Annotated in this window: 13 protein-coding genes; 7 read left to right on the top strand and 6 right to left on the bottom strand. The window is 72.2% G+C overall.

Translation table 11 applies throughout. The annotated features are described in order from the left end of the window. Positions 1-3: 3 nt before the first annotated feature. Positions 4-3,243: an AfsR/SARP family transcriptional regulator gene (locus AC3ETA_RS12040; protein WP_432192838.1), complete on the bottom strand. Its 3,240-nt coding sequence runs from the start codon at positions 3,241-3,243 to the stop codon at positions 4-6. A gap of 184 nt (positions 3,244-3,427) precedes the next feature. Between AC3ETA_RS12040 and AC3ETA_RS12035 the strand changes: the two genes are divergently transcribed. From AC3ETA_RS12035 to AC3ETA_RS12020, 4 genes are all read left to right on the top strand, one after another. Further along, positions 3,428-3,943: an acyl-CoA dehydrogenase family protein gene (locus tag AC3ETA_RS12035; RefSeq protein WP_432192837.1), complete on the top strand. Its 516-nt coding sequence runs from the start codon at positions 3,428-3,430 to the stop codon at positions 3,941-3,943. Between the two features lie 90 nt (positions 3,944-4,033). After that, positions 4,034-4,927, top strand: a complete 894-nt coding sequence (locus tag AC3ETA_RS12030; protein ID WP_432192836.1) for an NAD(P)-dependent oxidoreductase — start codon at positions 4,034-4,036, stop codon at positions 4,925-4,927. Positions 4,928-5,400: 473 nt separating this feature from the next. After that, positions 5,401-5,736 carry an SDR family oxidoreductase gene (locus AC3ETA_RS12025; protein ID WP_432192835.1) on the top strand — a complete coding sequence of 112 codons (336 nt, stop codon included), beginning with the start codon at positions 5,401-5,403 and terminating at the stop codon, positions 5,734-5,736. Then, positions 5,733-6,176, top strand: coding sequence for a hypothetical protein (locus AC3ETA_RS12020; RefSeq protein ID WP_432192834.1), 444 nt, complete (start codon positions 5,733-5,735; stop codon positions 6,174-6,176). Before AC3ETA_RS12025 ends, AC3ETA_RS12020 begins: the two co-directional genes overlap by 4 nt. Before the next feature lie 425 nt (positions 6,177-6,601). On the opposite strand, the gene AC3ETA_RS12015 is transcribed toward AC3ETA_RS12020, so the two are convergent. Next, the gene (locus AC3ETA_RS12015; RefSeq protein WP_432192833.1) at positions 6,602-6,991 is read right to left on the bottom strand and encodes a hypothetical protein; all 390 of its coding nucleotides are present in this window, start codon (positions 6,989-6,991) and stop codon (positions 6,602-6,604) included. A 196-nt stretch (positions 6,992-7,187) separates the two neighbouring features. Here AC3ETA_RS12015 and AC3ETA_RS12010 point away from each other — a divergent pair, with 196 nt between their 5' ends. Continuing rightward, on the top strand, positions 7,188-7,469 hold the full coding sequence (locus AC3ETA_RS12010; protein ID WP_432192832.1) for a hypothetical protein: 282 nt from the start codon (positions 7,188-7,190) through the stop codon (positions 7,467-7,469). A gap of 500 nt (positions 7,470-7,969) precedes the next feature. Then, a complete protein-coding gene (locus tag AC3ETA_RS12005) occupies positions 7,970-8,974 on the top strand; it encodes an RNA polymerase sigma factor (protein ID WP_432192831.1) in 1,005 nt (334 codons plus the stop codon). A 37-nt stretch (positions 8,975-9,011) separates the two neighbouring features. Here the strand turns inward: AC3ETA_RS12005 and AC3ETA_RS12000 are convergent, their stop codons facing one another. Continuing rightward, positions 9,012-9,167, bottom strand: coding sequence for a hypothetical protein (locus tag AC3ETA_RS12000; RefSeq protein ID WP_432192830.1), 156 nt, complete (start codon positions 9,165-9,167; stop codon positions 9,012-9,014). Between the two features lie 103 nt (positions 9,168-9,270). After that, positions 9,271-9,759 (bottom strand): MarR family winged helix-turn-helix transcriptional regulator, encoded by a 489-nt coding sequence (locus AC3ETA_RS11995; protein ID WP_432192829.1) that lies wholly within the window; start codon positions 9,757-9,759, stop codon positions 9,271-9,273. 119 nt (positions 9,760-9,878) lie between these two features. Here AC3ETA_RS11995 and AC3ETA_RS11990 point away from each other — a divergent pair, with 119 nt between their 5' ends. After that, a complete protein-coding gene (locus AC3ETA_RS11990; protein ID WP_432192828.1) occupies positions 9,879-10,397 on the top strand; it encodes a YceI family protein in 519 nt (172 codons plus the stop codon). Here AC3ETA_RS11990 and AC3ETA_RS11985 read toward each other — a convergent pair. Beyond that, positions 10,375-10,530 carry a hypothetical protein gene (locus AC3ETA_RS11985; protein WP_432192827.1) on the bottom strand — a complete coding sequence of 52 codons (156 nt, stop codon included), beginning with the start codon at positions 10,528-10,530 and terminating at the stop codon, positions 10,375-10,377. The genes AC3ETA_RS11990 and AC3ETA_RS11985 overlap by 23 nt on opposite strands. A 148-nt stretch (positions 10,531-10,678) precedes the next feature. Then, positions 10,679-14,722, bottom strand: coding sequence for a bifunctional nitrate reductase/sulfite reductase flavoprotein subunit alpha (locus tag AC3ETA_RS11980; RefSeq protein ID WP_432192826.1), 4,044 nt, complete (start codon positions 14,720-14,722; stop codon positions 10,679-10,681). Between the last annotated feature and the right edge of the window lie 255 nt (positions 14,723-14,977).

The following is a 14,977-nucleotide window of genomic DNA, read 5'->3' as shown; positions in this document are numbered from 1 at the left end:
GGATCACGAGGGTCCCTGTCCCGGCAGTTCCTCCGAGACCCGGGACTCGTGGTCCGTCCCGGTGCCGAGGGCGAACTCGCGGGCGTAGCCTGCCTCGTCGATCGTGTCGCGCAGACGGCCGGCGATGCGCTCCACGTCGCCCCGCTCCGCAGGAGGGCGCGGAGCGCCCGCGCGTTCCCTGGCCGCCGTCGCCGTGCCGAGCAGGCGGATCGCCCGCTGCGGGGACCCGGCCAGGGCGTACGCGCCCGCCAGCCCTTCCAGTGCCAGGGCGACCGAGCGGGGGTCCTTCGTGGTCGCGGCGGCCCTCAGACCGTCCCGGTGGTGGGCGAGGGCGCGGTCGGCGTCGCCGCGCTGCTCGGCGATGAAGCCCAGCTCGGCCAGGACCAGTGCGAGGCCCGGCCCGTCGCCGCGCCGGCGGTTCCAGGCGAGCCAGGGCCGCAGCCACTCCTCGGCGGCGGCGAGCCGGCCCTGACGCCGGGCGCTCAGCGCGAGACCCAGCGCGGCGAACTGCTCGGCGGGCTGGTTGCCCTGCTCGGCCGCGATCCGCAGCGCGCGCGTGTGCAGGTCGTCGGCCTCGTCGCAGCGCTCGGTGAGCAGGGCGATCCTGCCGAGACCCGACAGCTTCGTCGACATCTCGGGCCACAACTCCAGGGCCTGCGTGATCCGCAGACCCTCCCTGTGGAGCTGGGCCGCACGGTCGTAGTCGCCGTTGATCTCGGCGAGCCGGCCGAGCAGGTCGGCCGTCTTCAACCGGCCCCACAGGTCGCCCAGTTCGGCGAAGTGGGCGCGGGCCTCCGCGGCGTTGCCGCGCAGCCCCTCCAGATCACCGCGCGCCAGCGCGAAGCAGGCGCGCGTGGTCAGCGAGGCGGCCGTTCCCCACGCGTCGCGCAGGGTGCGGAAGCGGACCAGGACGTGCTCGACCCGCCGCTCGCCCGCGGCAAGCGCCCCCACCGTCCACTGGGCATACGCCAGGAACCACTGCGCCCTGGTCGACTCGGGACTGGACTCCAGCGGGTACTCCTCCCTCGGGTCGCACTCGCGGTCGTGCTCGCCGAGCAGCAGTCGGATGCCCGCGTACCAGAAGACGGCCTCCACGCGCTCCTCGGGCGCGGCGTCGCCCGGCGTGTCCAGTGCCGTCGCCAGCGCCCGGCCGGCCTCGCCGAGCCGGCCCCGGACGTACCAGTACCAGGTCAGCGAGTTGACCAGCCGCAACGCCTCCTGCGCGGCCCCGGCCCGGGCCGCCTCGGCCAGCGCGCGCTGCACATTGCCCGCCTCGGAGTCGAGGTACTGGAACCACCGGGCCTGCTCCCGCTCGTGCAGATGCGGCCGGGCGCGCTCGGCGAGACGGACGCAGTGGCGCAGATGCCGGGCGGCGGTCCCCTCGTACTCGCCGGACTCGGCGAGCCTGTCACGCGCGTAGACCGCGACCGACTCCAGCAACCGGTAGCGCGGACCCCGCGGTCCCTCGGTGCGGACCGCCAGAGAGCGCTCTACGAGCACGCTCAAGGCGTCCAGGACGTCCGCGGGGGACACACCGCCGCCGGAGCACACCTCCTCGGCGGCCCGCAGTCCGCAGCCCTCGCTGAACACCGACAGCCTGCGCAGCACGGTCTGCTCCCGGACGTCGAGCAGACCCCAGCTCCAGTCGAGCGTGGCCTGGAGCGTCCGGTGCCGTGAAGGGGCGTCGCGGTAGCCGCTGTTGAGCACTCTGAAGCGGTCGTCGAGACGGTCGTGCAGCTCCCGGATGCCCAGCGAACGCACCCGGGTGGCGGCCAGCTCCAGCGCGAGCGGGATGCCGTCGAGGCGCCGGCACACGTCCGCAACCAGCGGGGCGGTGGTGGCGTCGAGCACGAAGCCGGGGTCCGTCGCCAGGGTCCGGTCCACGAAGAGCCGTACGGCGCCCGCACCCGCCAGCGCGTCGAGGTCCGGCCCGCCGACCGGGGGCAGGGACAGCGGCGCCACCGGGTACACCGTCTCGTCCCGGGTGCGCAGCGGCTCCTGGCTGGTCGTCAGGATGTGCAGATACGGCGCCCGGCTCAGCAGCAGACCGGTCAGCCGGGCGACGGCGTCCACGACGTGCTCGCAGTCGTCCAGCACGAGCAGCAGCCGCCGGCCCGCCAGCGCGTTCGCGAGGCGGTCGGTGGGGCCCTTGCAGCCGTCGCCCGGGATGCTCTCCCGGATGCCCAGCGTCGCCATGACCTGCCCGGCCAGCGACTCCACACCGGCGAACCGCTCCAGGCCCCCGGTGTCCGCGAGCTCCACCAGCCAGGTGCCGTCGGCGAACGCGCCCGCCATGCTCTGCGCCGTGGCCCGCGCGAGACGGGTCTTGCCGACCCCGCCCGGACCGGTGAGCGTCACCAGCCGGCGCCGGGACAGCAGCGTCCGGATGGCCCCGACATCCTCGTCGCGGCCCACCAGGGGCGAGGCCGAAGCGACCGGTTCCGCTGCCACCGGCGTCAGCGCCGCGGGCGGTGCGGCCGGCTCCGGCCGGGCCAGCACCGGATCGTGTCGCAGGATGGCCTGTTGCAGCGCCTCCAGCGACGGGCCGGGCGTGAGCCCCAGCTCCTCGTCGAGCCGGCGCCGCAGGTCGTTGAAGTGGTCGAGTGCGTCCGAGGAGCGGCCCGCCTGGTACAGCGCCCACATCAGAGCGCCCCGCAGCCCCTCACGTAAGGGGTGCTGCCCGACCAGCTCGGTCAGCTCGCCGACGAGCAGGCTGTGCTCGCCCAGCTCCAGCCGCACTCCGGCGTGTTCCTCGACCGCGGTGAGGCGCTCCTCCTCCAGGCTCGCCGCGTTCGGCCGTACGCACGGCTGATCCGCGAACTCGGCGAAGGCCGGGCCACGCCACAACGTCAGCGCCTCGGTGTACAGCGCGGCCCGCTTCACCGGATCCTCGACGGCGCGGGCCCGGCCGACCAGTGCACGGAACCGCCCGGCGTCGAGCGCGTCGGCGGGGATGTCCAGGACGTATCCGGGCGGCCGGTGCGCGACGAGTTCGCGGGCGCCCGGCTCCGCGTCCTGAAGCGCTCGGCGCAGCTGGGACACCTTCGCCTGGAGCGAGGCGGTGGGCCGGGCCGTGAACGTGGAGCCGCCCCACAGGTCCTCGATGAGCCGGGCCGCCGGGACGACCTGCCCCTGGTGGGCGAGGAGGTCCGCGAGGAGCATGCGGACCTTGACTTCGGGCACCCGCACCGGACGACTCCCGTCCGTGCGCACCTCCAGCGGTCCCAGCACCCCGAATTCCATGATCTCAGCGTAACCGGGCGCCGGGCGGCCCGACTTGTGACGAAAAGGGCTCGGCCATCCGCCCGAAGTGCGGCGACGCAGCAATTCCGAAGTCGTCCGAAGCGAATCCGAAGCGGCACATGCCAGCCTTCCCGGAGGAATGCGGTTCGGCTTCGGTGCGGAAGGCGGGGGCAGGTGGCCGAGAATGAACGACTGCGGCTGGCGATCATCATCGGCGGCACACCGCCGCGATGGTGCGCAACCCCGACGGCACGGTGCCACCGGCCGCAACTACGGGCTGCTCAGCCCCGTCATGGCCGAGTGCGCCGCCGTGTTCATCGGCATCGCACGCGGCGCCTACGAGCTGTTCCTCGACCGCCTCCCGGGCCGCGGCATCACCCACACCGACTGGACCGACCAGAAACGGCACCCGCTCACCCGGATCCAGATCGCCACCGCCCGCAACAAGATCGACGCCGCCGAGGCGCTGTCGACCCGCAGGCTCACCCTCCTCCAGGAGCGTGCCGACGCCGGCGAGCAGTCCACCGACGACGAGAAGGCGATGGTGCGCGGCCAGACCGGCTTCGCCGCCCAACTCGCCAAGGAGGCGGTGGAGATCCTCCACAACGCCGGCGGCGGCTCCGTCATCCGGCGCGACGTCCACCTCGAACTCCAGGGCCGCGTCCTGGTCGGCCTGGAACCCGGCACCGTCTTCCTCTGAGCCGACGTCCCGGGCAACCCCTCTTCCCACCGGCACGCCCCGCGCGCCGGACCGTTCAGCACAACACTTCCGTACCGGAGGAACTGATTCATGGGTGACAACCACACCTCGGTGTCGGTGTCGGTGCTCGGCCTCGGCCTGATGGGGCAGGCCCTGGCCGCCGCCTTCCTGAAGGCGGGCCACGCCACCACCGTGTGGAACCGTTCGGCGGACAGGGCCGACGGCCTCGTCGCGGACGGCGCGGTCCTGGCAGCGAACCCCGCCGACGCCGTCGCCGCCGGCGACCTCGTGGTCGTGTGCGTGTCGACGTACGACGTGGTCCACGACGTCATCGGCTCGCTGGGCGACGCCCTGCGCGGCAAGACCGTCGTCAACCTGACCACGGGCTCCTCCGAGCAGGCCCGGCAGACCGCCGAGTGGGCCGAGAAGAACGGCGCCGAGTACCTCGACGGCGCCATCATGATCACCCCGCCCGGTATCGGCGCCGCGACGTCCGTCCTCTTCTACGCCGGTGACCGGGCCGTCTTCGACGCCCACGAGCCCGTGCTGAGGCTCCTCGGCGGCGGCACCACCTACCTCGGCACCGACCACGGCAGGCCCGCCCTGTTCGACGTGTCGCTGCTCGGCCTGATGTGGGGCGCCCTCAACAGCTTCCTGCACGGCGTCGCCATCGTGGAGACCGGCGACGTGAAGGCGCAGGAGTTCCTTCCCTGGGCGCACATGTGGCTCGACGCCATCAAGATGTTCACGGCCGACTACGCCGCGCAGATCGACGCCGGCGACGGGAAGTTCCCGGCCGACGACGCCACCCTGGAGACGCACCTGGGCGCGCTCAAGCACCTCGTCGAGGAGAGCGAGGCGCTCGGCGTCGACACCGAACTGCCCAAGTACTCCGAGGCGCTGATGGAGAGCATCATCGCCCAGGGCCACGCCAAGAACAGCTACGCCAGTGTCGTGAAGGCGTACCGCCGCCCGCAGAGGTGACCGAGTCCGGTATGCGCTTCCACCCCTGACGAAGGGGCCGGTTCTGAATCCCCCGTCGGAACCGGCCCCTTCCCATGCCCGAAAGCCGGCGCCTGGGAATCGCCCCTGGGAATCGTATTCGTCCTCGATTCCGGCCGCTGATTCCGTGCGCTCTCCGTCCGGCGATTCCCGCTCCTTGCGAAAGGTGTGTTCCATGACCGAGAACGGCGACAGCACGACACCTCGCGCCACCGCAGGCGTCACCCGGAGAACGCTCCTCAGAGCAGCGGGCGCCACCGCGCTCACCGCGGGCGCCGTCACCGCGACGGCGCCCTTGGCCACAGCCGAGGGCAGGCCCTACGGCGCGATCGGCGTCGGCGCCGGCCACGCGGGCGGCACCGTCGCCCGGGAGCTCGGCGCCCGCGGCATGAGAGTCCTGGTGCTGGAGGCGCGGGCCGGATCGGCGGCCGTGTCGAGCCCGGCACGCCGGCCGGATGGCCACCCCCCTCGACCTCCCGGTCCTGCGCCGCCGAGAGAGCCGCCTGCGCGTGCTCGCCGGCGACCTGGCCGACGAACGGCTCGGGCTGACCGAGGAGCGGTTCGACGGCTTCGCCCGGACCGTGGACGCGGTCCACCACACGGGCGCCACCGTGCACTGGCTGCACCCCGACGAGGCACTGCGCGCCGCCAGCGTCCACGGCACCCGGGAGATCCTGCGCCTGGCGGCCCGCGGGGCCGGGCCGGGTGGGACAATCCACGTCCGGGTTCCGACTGACCGCGCGATTGGCCGCCGGGGCATCGGGGAGGACCGAAAGGAACTGTCTGCATGATCCGGTGGGTGTCCCTCAGCGTCGAGGCAAGGCCCGTGCCCCGCCCCGTGGCCACGCCGTTGGTGTGGGCCACGGCCTTCGGCGGCGCTCTGCTCCTGGTGGCGGTGCACAACCTGCTCATAGGCCAGGACCGACCCGGACTCGCCCTGACCGGGCTGTCCCTGCTGGCCGCCCTGCTGGGACTGTGCGCCCGCTTCACTGCCGCCCCGGGCACGGCACTGCTGTGCTGGCTGTTCCTCAACGGCTTCGCGATCCCGCCCGCGGGCACCCTCACCTGGGCCGGCTCCCGCGACACGTTCTGGCTCGCCTGCCTGTTCACCGCGAGCCTCGTCGGCACGATCCTGGCGAGGATCGTCCACGCCCGCGCCGCCTACCGCCGCGTCACCGCGGGCACGGCGACGCCGACGGCGGGCTCACGCGACTGGCGCGACACCTTCTGACGGGCGCCGCACGTACCGGCATCGGGGCCGGGAACGAGCGGCCGACGGTCGGCCGGTGCGTCGGATCAGGTCTCCAACTCCCTTTACGGCCACAGAGGTGCACGTCACGGATGTCAGCGCCCGCCGGGGAATCGGGAGTTCGGCGTTGCCGCGGTCGAAGGTTGCTGCCGTACAGGATGTGACCGGGCGCGGCGAAGGCGAGCGGGGCGTGCAGGGTCGCCGGGCCGGACGACACGGCGGTGTCGATGGAGGAGCGCCGCAGGTCCGTAAGGAAGTCCTCGGGTGCCGTGCCGTCGCCGTCGCCGGTCGCGTCCGTGCGCAGCCGGGCGGCGAGGGCGAAGCGCTGGGCGGCGTACGGGAGGAAGCCGCCGGCGTGCGGAAGGATCCTCCGCATCCGGGGTACCGGCGCGGCACACCCCGCAGGGTCATGCGCGGCGCGGCGCGGGTCGTGTCGCGTCGTAGGGGAAGTCGACCAGCGGCAGCGGCACGTCCGGGAGCGGGGGCCCGGCGGCGCAGGGGCCCGGCGGCGCGGTCGGATGGACCAGGACGCCGTCCGCGTCCAGTTCGTCCAGGGCGTGCGCCGTCTCGGCGAGCGTGCCGTCCACGTCCGGTGGCGGGGTCGTCGGGGCCGGCGAGCCGCACACCCGGACCCGGGACGGATCGATGTCCGTCAGCACGTCATCCCACCTGCCCGCGGACAGGCCATGGCGGGCCACGCCGAGGCCGTCGGCCGGCCGGCGCTCGCATGGGACGAACAGAGCGCCTTCCGTGCCCGTCCGAGCCTCCTCGATGCCGTACGCCCGCAGCGGCGCCACAAAATGATGTTAACCGGGCATTTGTCGTCCTTCCATCGGGAGGAGGGTGCGGGAGGGTGCGGGAGGGTGCGAACGGGGGGAGATCGAGAATCCCGGCGCGTCAAAGGACTGTTTGGGGCATTTATCACTAATGTCCAACCCCGGTAAGGAGTCGATCCTTCACGTATCGCATCCACCTCGCTTCACCGGAGATGACATGCACAAGCTTCGTAAGGCCGCCGTCCTGGTCGCCGCCCTCAGCAGCGTCGGAGTCCTGACCGCCGGTTCCGCCCACGCCGCTGGCCTGGACGGCGGGGGCAACGACTACAAAGTCCAGCAGAGCACCCAGTGCAAGTCCCACGACCTGAACATCGACATCCTCGGTGTGGTCGGCATCCTCAACGGTGTGCTGGGCAACGGCCTCAACGGTGAGGGCAACCCGGCCGCCCAGAACACCCACCTCGGCTCGACGATGGGCTGCAGCAACACCGCCTTCTGAGCCGCGTCCTACGTCGCCACAGAGGGAACAGGCGGTCAGCGCACGGCGCCGGCCGCCTCTCTGTTGTTCATCGGCGATCTCCAGCGCCTCTCCCGGCCGATCCGGGTCCGTACACAACGCATCCGGAAACTATTCCCTGATTCCCTTCGCAAAGGCTGTAACAGGGTTTCGGCCGAAGATCACAAGGGTAACGAGAGGCGAAATCCACCCCCGCTCGGTTTCCTTGCCCACACCCCCGAAACGCCCGTCGAGCGCGAGGTCCAGCACAGCGAACAGCGGCTCCCGGACGGCCATCTGCGGCGGAATCGCGGTGGTAGCCTCGAATGAGTGAGCAGTCGAAGCGTCGTCAAAGGTGCCCGGCAGAACAATCTCCCTGACGGGTCCGCGGAATTTCCCGGAGGCGCGCTGATCCCATTCATCGACGTTTCCGGTTCGGCAGGCCGGACTTGGCGTTCGGCGCGGTTTCCGCAATTCCCCTGCCGGCTGCGGAGGGAGGCCACATGAGCGTCCTGGAACGGGACGGCGCACAGGCGGCGCCGCCGACGCCGTACGACGACGACACCGACGGCCCGCAGCCGCAGCTCGAAGGCCAGGGCGGCAGCACCGACCCGGTGAAGGACTATCTGCGCCTCATCGCCCGGGTCCGGCTGCTCACCGCGGACCAGGAAGTGGACCTCGCCAGACGCATCGAGGCCGGTCTGTACGCCGAGCGGCTCCTGGCGGAGGGGCGGCCCGGGCACCACGCGGAGGAGCTGGCGTTCCTCATGGAGGACGGCCGGCGGGCCAAGGCGCACCTCACCGAGGCCAACCTCCGCCTCGTCGTCTCCGTGGCCAAGCGGTACACCGGCCGCGGACTGGACTTCCTCGACCTCGTCCAGGAGGGCAACGCCGGTCTCATCCGGGCGGTGGAGAAGTTCGACTACGCCAAGGGCTTCAAGTTCTCCACCTACGCGACCTGGTGGATCAAGCAGGCCGTCACCCGGGCCCTCGCCGACCAGAGCCGCACCATCCGGATTCCCGTGCACACCGTCGAGATCATCAACCGGGTGGCACGCGCGCGCCGCGAGCTGATGCAGGACACGGGCCTCATGCCGACCCCCGAGGAACTCGCCGCGAAGGCCGGGATACCGGTGGAGCGGCTCGTCGAGATCGACGCGTACACCAGGGAGCCGGTCTCCCTGCACGCCGCCCTGAGCGACGACGGCGACGGCGAGTTCGGCGACCTCATCGAGGACACCGACCTTCCCTCCCCCTGGGAGGCCGTCACCCACCACCTCCTCCAGGACGCCATCCGCGACCTCCTGACCGGCATGACCGCCCGCGAGGCCGGCATCATCGCCCTTCGCTACGGACTCACCGACGGCCGCCCCCGGACCCTGGAGGAGATCGGCCACGTCTACGGCGTCACCCGTGAACGCATACGCCAGATCGAGACCAGGACGATGAGCAAGCTCCGTCACCCGTCCCGCTCCCAGGCACTGCGGGACTACCTCGACGACCTCTGACGACGGCCTCTGACGACGGCCTCCGGCGTACGACCTCTCACGCGGCCCCGGGCCGGCCGTCCCCAGGCTCGAAGTCGCTGATGACATGGAGGGCTTCGTCGTCGATCGCGTCCAGCTCCCCGATGGTGGGCACCGTGTCGGGGACGTCGCCGCCGACGCGTCGGCCGCTGTCGTCCAGGCCCGCCGCCTTCACCGCGGCCCCGTCGCGGACGATGATCCGGAAGGCACCGATCAGGCTCCGCTCCCCTTCGCCGGGACGAGTACCGCCGGTCTGCGTGCCTCCCGGCCGCCGGGGACTACTCCGCCGCGGGCTGCCCGGCGAAGTCGGGCATCAGCGCGCACATCGCCTGGCGCTGGGTGGGGCCCATGAACCGGGTCAGCGCCTCCTTGACCGTCTCGGCGAGGACCGCGGAGGTCTCCTTGAGGAGGCCTCGGGCCTTCTCGGTGAGCGCGACCTCGACGCCGCGCTTGTCGCCGCAGACCGACTTCCGGGTGACCAGTCCGGCGTGCTGGAGGCAGGCGATCTGGTAGGTGAGGCGGGTCTTGGGACGGCCCAGGAGCTCGGCGATCCGCGTCATGCGCAGGGCCTGGCCGGGGTCCGCGGCGAGCAGGCACAGCACCAGGAACTCGTCGTGGGAGACGTCCAGCCGGTCCTTGACCACGCCGCGCAGCTCCTGCTCGACGGCTCCGGTCGCGGCCAGCATCAGCATCCAGGCGTGCAGCTCGACGGGCAGCAGGCTGTCGGCGGAGGCGGAGGCGGAGGGGCAGTCGGAGTGGTCGGCCATGAATTCGAGTGTATCCGTTGTTCAAATTTGGAGTATCGGTTAGCGTGGTGTCGTCCAAATTTGGATTACACATCCCCGGCAGCCCCTGCGATGCCCCCGATGCTCAGGAGTGAAAGATCATGACCGTCGCCGTCGAAACCGGAACCTGGCAGCTCGACAGCACCGCCTCCACCGTCGGCCTGCGACACAGGACCATGTGGGGCCTGGTCACCGTGAAGGGCGCCTTCGCCGCCGTCGCCGGCAACGGCGAGGTGCGGTCCGACGGCTCCGCCGTCGGCACGATCACCCTCGACGCCGCCTCCCTGGACACCCGCAGCGCCAAGCGCGACGAGCACCTGCGCTCCGCCGACTTCTTCGACACCGCCAACCACCCCGAGATCACCTTCGCGGTCCGCAGCGCCGAACTGCGCGACGGTGCGGAGGTGCACGTCGTCGGTCAGCTCACCGTGCGCGGCGTCAGCCGTCCCAAGTCCGTCACCGCCCGCCTCGTCGGCGCGGACGACAAGTCGCTCACCCTGGAGGCCGAGTTCACCGTGGACCGCGAGCAGTTCGGCATGGGCTGGAACCAGCTCGGCATGATGCGCGGCCTCACCACGGTCACCGGCACGCTCCGCTTCACCCGGACGACCGCAGCCTGACGTCGGCGCCCGGCAGCGTCTGCGGTACGGCCGTGAAGGCCCGCAGCCGCACCCGCACACCCGGCCGGGGCAGGGTGAACCTCCCCACGGCCGGCCGCAGCTCATAGCGCGCCGTCACACGGGCGGGCAGCACCGCCGGGCCCCGTACGACCGCCCAGTACCGGCTCCGCGTGCGTGGCGGTCCCGCCGATGAACCGACGAACCCCAGACAGGACCGTCGATGACGTCAGTCAGTGGGCGAGTCAGGCTCATCAGCGGAACCGCCATGCACATCTTCACTGTCAGTAGACGTCCCGCACGTACCGCTTCGCCGCCGCCAGCTGCTTCACGCACGCCGACGCCTCGGCCTCCGCCAGCCCGCCGTGCGCCACCGCGATGTCCCGCAGCGCCCGGTCCACGTCCTTGGCCATGCGCGAGGCGTCGCCGCAGACGTAGAAGTGGGCGCCGTCCTGCAGCCACCGCCACAGCTCGGGGCCGTGCTCGCGCATCCGGTCCTGGACGTACACCTTGTTGCGCTGGTCGCGGGAGAACGCCGTGTCGAGACGGTCGAGGGTGCCCTCGCCGAGCAGCGCGGTCAGCTCCTCCTCGTAGTAGAAGTCGCTGGCCCGGTGCTGCTCGCCGAAGAACAGCCAGTTGGGTCCCCGGTGCCCGAGCGCGCGCCGCTCCTGGAGGAAGCCGACGAACGGCGCGACCCCGGTGCCCGGACCGACCATCACCATCGGCGTCGAGGCGTCCGCGGGCGGCCTGAAGTGCGGGGAGCGCTGCACGAACACCGGCACCTCGGTGTCCGCCCCGGCGTCCGCGAGGAACGGCGAGCAGACCCCGCCGCGCGGCCGGCCGTGCAGGTTCTCGTACCGCACCACGGAGACCGTCAGCGAGACGCTGTGCGGGTCGACGAGCGGGCTGGACGATATCGAGTACAGACGCGGCTGGAGCTTCTTCAGCACCCCGGCCCACTCCCCGGCACCCGCCCGCACCGGATGCTCGGCGATCACGTCCACGGCCTGCCGCCCCCAGCTCCACTGCGCCAGGCCGTCCTTGTTGTCGGGCCGCAGCAGCCTGCGCAACTCCCGGTCGTCGCGCACGCGTTCGGCGACGAAGCGCAGCAGGTCCGGGGTGATCCGCGTGATGTCGAGATGCCGGTGCAGGGCATCGGCGAACGACGTCGCGCCGACGCCGTCGAGTTCCACGACCGCCGAGCCGTCGGCGCCGGTGACCGCCAGCCACTCCGCCGCCAGCGCGGGCGAGTTGACGGGCCGTATGCCGAGTGCGTCGCCCGCCTCGTACGTCAGCGGCGTCCCGCTCGTGTCGAAGGTGAACCGGCGCACCTCCTTGCCCGCGCCGGGCCGGCTCAGCAGCCGGTTGCCGACCAGCCGGGCGGTGGCGGGAGCCGGCCCTGGCCCGGACCTGAGCCCGGTCCCGGGTCCGGACCCGGGGCGTTCGGCAGCGGGGGCCTCGGCGCCGCCCAGCGCCGTGAGGACCTCGTCGAGCCAGGCCCCCGCGGACGGTTCGTAGTCCGGCTCGCAGTCGATGCGCGGGGCCAGCCGCACCCCGCCCAGCTCGTCGAGCCGCGCGTCGAGGCGGCGGCCGTGCCCGCAGAAGTCGTCGTACGAGGAGTCGCCGAGGGCGAGCACCGCGTACCGCGTCCCGTCCAGCCGGGGAGCGCCTTCGTCGGCCAGCGTGTCCCAGAGGCCGGAGCCGTTGTCCGGCGCGTCGCCGTCGCCGAACGTGCTGGTGATGAAGAGCAGATCGGCGGTGCGGGCGAGGGTGCCGACATCGGCCTCGTCCATGCCGACCAGCGTGGCCCGGTGCCCCGCCGAGCCGAGCCGCTCGGCCGTCGCGGCGGCGAACTCCTCGGCGTTGCCGGTCTGCGACGCCCACAGCACCACGACCTCGCGGCCGGGCCCCTCCGGCGCGGCGGGGGCGCTCGCCGACCGTGAGTACATACCGGCGAGGACGCCGTTGACCCACGTCGCGTGCTCGGGGCTGAACGGCGCGCCCGGCGGCAGGACAGGGATGCCGGGCGCGCCGGTCTCGATGCCGGCGAGGAAGCCGGTCAGATACAGGCGTTCCTGAGCGGTCAGCACGGGCGGCGCCGCGGGTTCCAGCCCGAAGGGACCGGCCGGGCCCGGCGTGACGGCCGTCGGCGTCAGCGCCCGCACCGGCGCCTCCGGCAGGGGAGCCGCGACCCTCGTCAGGGACACGGCGCACACCTTGAACTCCGGCTGGAAGGAGATCGGATCCACCGCGTCGCTGGTCACCGCGTTGACGCTCAGATACTCACCGAACAGGTCGTTCCAGTGGAACGGCGCGAAAGCGCCCCCCGGCCGCACCCGCTCGGTCACCACGGCCGGCAGCACCGCCCGCCCCCGCCGCGAGGCGACCTCCACCCGGTCCCCGTCGGCGATCCCCAGCTGCCGCGCGTCGCGCGGATGCACCTCCACGAACGGCCCCGGGTTCAGCTTGTTGAGCTTGGCGACCTTCCCGGTCTTCGTCAGCGTGTGCCACTGGTGCTGCACCCGCCCGGTGTTCAGCAGGAAGGGATAGTCGTCGTCCGGCATCTCGGCGGCCGGCAGGTGCGGACGCGCATGGAAGGCCGCCCGCCCGCTCGCCGTCGGGAAGCGCAGCCCGCCGTCCTCGTCGACGTACCGGATCGGATTGCGCGCCGGACCGTCCACCTCGGCCGCCGGCCACTGCACGGGTGTGGCCCGCAGCCGCTCGTAGGTCACCCCGCGCAGATCCCAGCCCGTCACCGGGTTCCAGGCCCGCCGTATCTCCTCGAAGACGTCCTCGGCGCTGTCGTACGAGAACCCCTTCTCGTACCCCATCGCGCACGCCACGGCCGCGATGATCCGCCAGTCGGCCATCGCCTCGCCCGGCGGATCGGCCACCGGCCGGGTCAGCGTCAGACCGCGCTCGCTGTTGACGAAGACGCCCTCGCCCTCGGTCCACATCGCGCCGGGCAGCACGACATCGGCGTACGCGTTGGTCTCGGTCTCTCCGAACACGTCCTGTGTGACGACGAACTCGGCGGCCTCCAGCCCCTCGATGACCGTACGGCGGTTCGCGACCGAGGCGACCGGGTTGGTGCAGATGATCCAGCAGGCCTTGATCCCGCCGTCGGCCATCTTCCGGAACATCTCGACGGTGCCCCGGCCCACCCCGTCGGCGCGCAGCGTCCCCGGCGGCAGCTCCCACAGCTCCTCGACGAAGGTCCGCTCCGCCTCGACCAGCACCGACCGCTGCCCCGGCAGCCCCGGCCCCATGTAGCCCATCTCCCGCCCGCCCATGGCGTTCGGCTGCCCGGTCAGCGAGAACGGCCCGGAGCCGGGCCGGCAGATGGCACCGGTCGCCAGATGCAGGTTGACCAGGGCGTTCGTGTTCCAGGTGCCGTGCGTGGACTGGTTCAGGCCCATCGTCCAGCAGCTCATCCACTCGCCGGCCCCGCCGATCAGCCGGGCGGCCTCGCGGATGTCGTCCTCGGCGAGACCGGTGATCTCCGCGACGGCGGCGGGCGCGTAGTCGGCGAGGAAGCCGGGCATCGCCTCCCAGCCCTCGGTGTGCTCGGCGATGAAGGCGGGGTCGGTGTGTCCGTTGTCGACGAGCAGCCGCAGCAGCCCGTTGAGCAGCGCGAGGTCGGTGCCCGGCTCGATCTGGAGGAAGAGGTCGGCCTTGGCGGCGGTGGCGGTGCGCCGCGGATCGACCACGACGAGCTTGGCGCCCGCCTTGACCCGCTCCATCATCCGCAGGAAGAGGATCGGGTGGCAGTCGGCCATGTTCGAGCCGATCACGAGGAAGACGTCCGCCCGGTCGAAGTCCTCGTACGACCCGGGCGGCCCGTCCGCACCCAGTGACAGCTTGTAACCCGCCCCCGCGCTCGCCATGCACAGCCGCGAGTTCGACTCGATCTGGTTCGTCCCCACGAACCCCTTGGCCAGCTTGTTCGCCAGGTACTGGGCCTCCAGGCTCATCTGCCCCGAGACGTAGAAGGCGAGCGCGTCCGGCCCGTGCTCGTCGATGATCGCGCGCAGCCGGCCGGCGGTGCGGGCCACGGCGTCCGCCATCGGGGCGGGCCCGGGCTCCTCGCCCCGCTCGCCCCTGACCAGCGCCGTCGTCAGCCGGCCGGGCGCGGCCAGCATCTCGGCCGTCGTCGCGCCCTTCGTGCACAGCCGGCCCGCGTTCGCCGGGTGCGCCTTGTCACCGGACGCCTTCAGGACCGTACGCCGCCCGTCGGGCCCCATCCCGACGTCCAGCAGGATTCCGCAGCCGACCCCGCAGTACGCGCAGACCGTGCGGACCTGGGACGTGGAGGTGGTCGAGGTCACGCATTTCCTTTCTCCGGCTGCCGGGGTACTGCCTGGAGCGTACGAATTGCCCGTTACGTCGATGTCACATCCCTCGATCATGAGGAGTTACGTCGGCCACACAGCCGCCCGTCGTGCGATGTGAGGGGCTTGCGGTGGCGCGATGTGGGGCGTGTGAGGCGGTCGCGCACCGTGTCGCTGTTGGGCCGAACGGGTGACTTGGCGTAAGAATTGGCTGGTGCAGGCATTGAGGGCGAGTCAAGGCGGGGGGAGCCG

The organism is Streptomyces sp. bgisy027, assembly GCF_057710365.1.
This window is presented reverse-complemented; position numbering and strand designations above follow the sequence as displayed.

Bases quoted from the DNA above. Each gene is read 5' to 3' on its own strand.
- AC3ETA_RS12005 (WP_432192831.1), top strand. From the start codon at position 7,970: ATGAGCGTCCTGGAACGGGACGGCGCACAGGCGGCGCCGCCGACGCCG.
- AC3ETA_RS12020 (WP_432192834.1), top strand. From the start codon at position 5,733: ATGATCCGGTGGGTGTCCCTCAGCGTCGAGGCAAGGCCCGTGCCCCGC.
- AC3ETA_RS12040 (WP_432192838.1), bottom strand. From the start codon at position 3,243: ATGGAATTCGGGGTGCTGGGACCGCTGGAGGTGCGCACGGACGGGAGT.
- AC3ETA_RS12035 (WP_432192837.1), top strand. From the start codon at position 3,428: ATGAACGACTGCGGCTGGCGATCATCATCGGCGGCACACCGCCGCGAT.
- AC3ETA_RS11995 (WP_432192829.1), bottom strand. From the start codon at position 9,759: ATGGCCGACCACTCCGACTGCCCCTCCGCCTCCGCCTCCGCCGACAGC.
- AC3ETA_RS12010 (WP_432192832.1), top strand. From the start codon at position 7,188: ATGCACAAGCTTCGTAAGGCCGCCGTCCTGGTCGCCGCCCTCAGCAGC.
- AC3ETA_RS12025 (WP_432192835.1), top strand. From the start codon at position 5,401: ATGGCCACCCCCCTCGACCTCCCGGTCCTGCGCCGCCGAGAGAGCCGC.
- AC3ETA_RS11990 (WP_432192828.1), top strand. From the start codon at position 9,879: ATGACCGTCGCCGTCGAAACCGGAACCTGGCAGCTCGACAGCACCGCC.
- AC3ETA_RS12030 (WP_432192836.1), top strand. From the start codon at position 4,034: ATGGGTGACAACCACACCTCGGTGTCGGTGTCGGTGCTCGGCCTCGGC.